Raw genomic sequence first — 4,164 nt, forward strand, 5'->3', positions numbered from 1 at the left:
CTCTCTTGTTTTCGACAACTCAAGTGTAGTAAAGATATAGGAGCTTGTGTGTATTTTTTTGTTCTTTTTTTCGTAAACCCCAACAAATATTGTAGAGCCTAAAAATAAAACAAGCTCGAAAGCTGAGCGCCTCGAGCTTGTTATGTTAAAGGTGGTTGTTTAAAACCCAAAGGTTGATTTGATTTGATAGAGCAACCATTCAAACACTTGATCTATTTCCTCAATATCACCAACCACTTGGCCGGACTGAGCTAAATATTTTTCACTATCGCCGTTCAGTACTTGACCATTAATAACGGTCACATCCCCTGTGACTTTTCCGCGAATTTCCAGATCGCCATTTTTCACAAACACGTCGCCTTCGACGGTTTCTCCTGCAGGGACGACCACCGTCTGACCCTCGACAAGTAAGTTGCTTTGCGATGACATGGACAGCTGATTTTGATCTGTCCAAACGGTTGAAGCGCCTCCAACGAATAGAAGGAAGAAAATAGCTGCCGCAGTAATGACTGGATGCGCACGAAACCATCGCTTCATGGAAATGGTCTTCTTCTCTTTAGGCAAACGCTGCAATACACCTGCTGTGAAACCTTCTGGGGCTTTCATCTTTGGTGATGCCTGAATGATCGCAACGGTTCGTTTTAATTCGAGATAATGCTGCTTACAACCTTCACATTCATTCAAATGGTGATGCAATTCTTTTTCCTTTTCCCTGGGAAGTTCACCATCCAAAAAGTCATGCATCCATTCAATGACATGTTCAGAGCATTTCATCTGACTTCCCCCTTCCTTCAGGTTCTCCCCAAGCGTTTTCGTAATGCTTCTCGCCCACGATGAATTCGTGTTTTGACTGTATTCACCGGCATATCAAGTATGTCGGAGATTTCCTTTAGAGAGAGCTCCTCAATATATTTCAGCACAACCGCTGAGCGATATTTTGGTGGTAGACTCATCATCTCTTCCTGAATCCAGCGCTGGAGTTCAAGCGACTCCACCTCTTCTTCTGGAAGCTTGTCAGATGCAGCAAGCTGTGCATACATATCCATCCCTTCCGTTCCAGGGACAGTCGCATCAAGTGAATAATCCGGCTTTCTTTTTCTGATCCGGTCAATAGATACATTTGTGGCAATTCGGTAAAGCCACGTGGAGAACTTCTTTGTCGGATCATAGGAATGAATGTTCATGTAAGCCCGTAAAAATGCCTCCTGTGCCATGTCTTCAGCTTCATGGGCATTACCGAGCATACGATAGCAAATGTGATACACTTTGTTTTTATAAATCTCGACAATGTCGCCATACGCATTTTGGTCACCTTTTTTGACCTGTTGTATGCGTTCCTTTACAATTGGTTCCATAGTTTACCTCCGCTCATTGCGGGTAGTCTGATTATACGTATTAGAGCATAGAAAGGTTTCATTTTCATTAAAAAAATATGAGGATTTTTTTGAGGTGTCAGCAGACGGATGAATGGAGATGTCTGTATAGCAAAACAACCTTTTCTCTAAAAGGTTGTTTTTGTCGTTTAATTATTTTAATTGCTTATGATGAGCCATGGAGGATTCGAACCTCCGACCCTCTGATTAAAAGTCAGATGCTCTACCGACTGAGCTAATGGCTCGTGGCTGGGCTAGCTGGATTCGAACCAGCGCATGACGGAGTCAAAGTCCGTTGCCTTACCGCTTGGCTATAGCCCAAAATGGTGGAGGGGGACGGATTCGAACCGCCGAACCCTGAGGGAGCGGATTTACAGTCCGCCGCGTTTAGCCACTTCGCTACCCCTCCATGTAAGACCGTAACCTCTATCTACAATAGAAGCGCGCACGCTATGTAAAAAAGCTTCTCAAGAAAAGAATGACCCGTACGGGATTCGAACCCGTGTTACCGCCGTGAAAGGGCGGTGTCTTAACCACTTGACCAACGGGCCTTTTTACAAAAGCAGACTTTATTATATATACCATTCGACAAAAAAACAAGCCTTTTTTAATATTTGTTAAGTAGAAGTTTTTATACATACTGATTTTAAGGCAATCAACAATAAAATTTGTATAATTCTTTATGTTTTCTTTCAAAAAAACAAGGTGTTCATTCATCATGAAGAGATAAAAAATTCGTTTAATAGCTCCAATATACAAAATTCATAGAAAATATAAAATATTATATGATTAAGACGATATTACTAGAGAGGTGATGCAATATGAAGTTTAGATGAGGAATACAATGTCTAAAGTCCACACGCGAGCAGAAATTGCATTCCGAAATGGCTAAATATAAAGGAGGGTAGACGTTATCGAAAAACACGTTTTAAAGTCGTCAAAAAAAGAGACATCTTGGCATTGATCAACAAGATCTTCACACTTTAAAATGACCTATATTTTAATGACCTGAAGACTTCATGAAAAAAATCGCTGACATGCAACTGAAAAATGGTTATTTTAAAGTCTCTATTTAGATGGAATCCGTTTTTCGAAACGTAATGACATTGAAGAGCATACTATACGTTTGTCATGGAACACAGTCTGACGCAGGTCAACGTGAAGCTAAAGCATATGTTCATAAGCTTCAAGGCCAAGTGGAAGCAACCATTCAGTCGACGGCTTTTTTAGAATTTACACCCCCTACAATTCCTGAAGCATTAGATATGATGATTCGTAAAGAGATTAGAGATATTTTAATTATGCCAATCCTATTGTTTTCTACAGAACATCACCAACAAGCCATTCCAGAAGCTGCTGACCGTATCCTACTCCAAAAGCCACATGTGCGCACAGCATACGGTCAAGCAATTCAAGTGCATCAGAAAATACCTACACTTATCGAACAACAAGTAAAGCAATCAGGAAAAACCCCTGGCCCCGATGACACGATCCTCGTCGTTGATATGGGGAGCCAAGACCAACAAGCTAAAGAAGATTTCGAAGAGCTTGTTGAGGCTTTTCGCTATCGTTCAGGCCACCAGCATGTCATTGCTTGTTATCTCACTAAACAGGAGCCATCATTTAGTGAAACATTCCAAAGTGCACTGTCTCCTCACTCCACCGTTTTTGTCGTCCCATATCTCTTGTTCACAGGGTTCCCCCTCGAACACCTGCAAAAGAAAGTACGTGAAGCAAAGCAACAGAAAACATCCGCCATCCTTTGTCCCCATCTAAGCACACTTCCAGAGCTGAGAGATATTTGGATCGAACGAATCAATGAAGCACTCGCTCTGGAGGAATATCAATTTTAAGAACATCACCTCCGGCTTAGGTCGGGGGTAAGTCCATTGTCGCTTACATCCCTCTCAAATCACTCTCAAGAGCGGATGATTCACCCATAGACTTCCTCAAGTCGGCTCGCTTTTTAAAAATGCTATCAAAAGAACGTTTTTTCGCTTAAACTTGACACAATGAATCAGAGAGGAGACGTGTATAATGAGATTTTGTATGAACTTTGGTGATACCAATTTTATCGGGATTGTCAATGCTGACAGATATCAATCTTTCGTTGACGAAGATTGGACATTAGCATCCCTTTATGAGCATTTTTCAAGTCAAGCAAAAGCAAGAAACATCTTAGTATTTCAAATGACTGAGGAAGGCATTGAGCACTCTTGGGAAGTCGACGTTCACATCAACGGCGAACCTATAACTGCTCCATATTCATTTAGGCAAGCGACTGGTTATATTGAAGTCACTGACAACTGCCTTTACTTAATTGACTATGACTGCCTCACAATGGCAGCACAATTTAATGATCAACCTGTGCCAGACCAAAACTGTGAGCAATATAAAACAAAACAACAAAAAAAGGTTCCTACTTTTCAAGGAACCTTTTACACGTCTATTCATTTTAAGCTTCCAACAGGATTTGAACCTGCGACCCCCACCTTACCATGGTGGTGCTCTACCGGCTGAGCTATGGAAGCATAAAAATGGCTCCACAGGCAGGATTCGAACCTGCGACCGATCGGTTAACAGCCGATAGCTCTACCACTGAGCTACTGTGGAATGGTAATGGCCTGGCAACGTCCTACTCTTGCAGGGGCGGACCCCAACTACCATCGGCGCTGGAGAGCTTAACTTCCGTGTTCGGCATGGGAACGGGTGTGTCCTCTCCGCTATCGCCACCAGACCTTATTAAAATGACAAGGATGATTGTATAACATTTCTTGCGAAATGTCAAGAG

At 42.1% G+C, this 4,164-nt stretch carries 3 protein-coding genes, 6 tRNA genes and 1 rRNA gene; 1 reads left to right on the forward strand and 9 read right to left on the reverse strand.

Annotated features, from left to right (window positions below; translation table 11 throughout):
• Positions 1-159: 159 nt before the first annotated feature.
• From G4V62_RS18800 to G4V62_RS18825, 6 genes are all read right to left on the reverse strand, one after another.
• Positions 160-774 (reverse strand): zf-HC2 domain-containing protein, encoded by a 615-nt coding sequence (locus G4V62_RS18800; RefSeq protein ID WP_165205154.1) that lies wholly within the window; start codon positions 772-774, stop codon positions 160-162.
• Between the two features lie 17 nt (positions 775-791).
• Positions 792-1,355 (reverse strand): RNA polymerase sigma factor SigW, encoded by a 564-nt coding sequence (gene sigW / locus G4V62_RS18805; RefSeq protein ID WP_165205156.1) that lies wholly within the window; start codon positions 1,353-1,355, stop codon positions 792-794.
• A 190-nt stretch (positions 1,356-1,545) separates the two neighbouring features.
• Positions 1,546-1,618 (reverse strand) — tRNA-Lys (locus tag G4V62_RS18810).
• A gap of 1 nt (position 1,619) precedes the next feature.
• Positions 1,620-1,694, reverse strand: a tRNA-Gln gene (locus G4V62_RS18815).
• A gap of 3 nt (positions 1,695-1,697) precedes the next feature.
• A tRNA-Tyr gene (locus G4V62_RS18820) sits at positions 1,698-1,782 on the reverse strand.
• Between the two features lie 70 nt (positions 1,783-1,852).
• Positions 1,853-1,924, reverse strand: a tRNA-Glu gene (locus G4V62_RS18825).
• Positions 1,925-2,479: 555 nt separating this feature from the next.
• Here G4V62_RS18825 and G4V62_RS18830 point away from each other — a divergent pair.
• On the forward strand, positions 2,480-3,226 hold the full coding sequence (locus tag G4V62_RS18830; protein WP_165205158.1) for a sirohydrochlorin chelatase: 747 nt from the start codon (positions 2,480-2,482) through the stop codon (positions 3,224-3,226).
• A gap of 605 nt (positions 3,227-3,831) precedes the next feature.
• Here the strand turns inward: G4V62_RS18830 and G4V62_RS18835 are convergent.
• From G4V62_RS18835 to rrf, 3 genes are all read right to left on the reverse strand, one after another.
• Positions 3,832-3,904, reverse strand: a tRNA-Thr gene (locus tag G4V62_RS18835).
• 7 nt (positions 3,905-3,911) lie between these two features.
• A tRNA-Asn gene (locus tag G4V62_RS18840) sits at positions 3,912-3,986 on the reverse strand.
• Positions 3,987-3,995: 9 nt separating this feature from the next.
• Positions 3,996-4,110 (reverse strand): 5S ribosomal RNA (gene rrf / locus G4V62_RS18845).
• Between the last annotated feature and the right edge of the window lie 54 nt (positions 4,111-4,164).

Origin of the sequence: Litoribacterium kuwaitense, assembly GCF_011058155.1 — a bacterium.
Lineage (GTDB): Bacteria > Bacillota > Bacilli > Bacillales > DSM-28697 > Litoribacterium > Litoribacterium kuwaitense.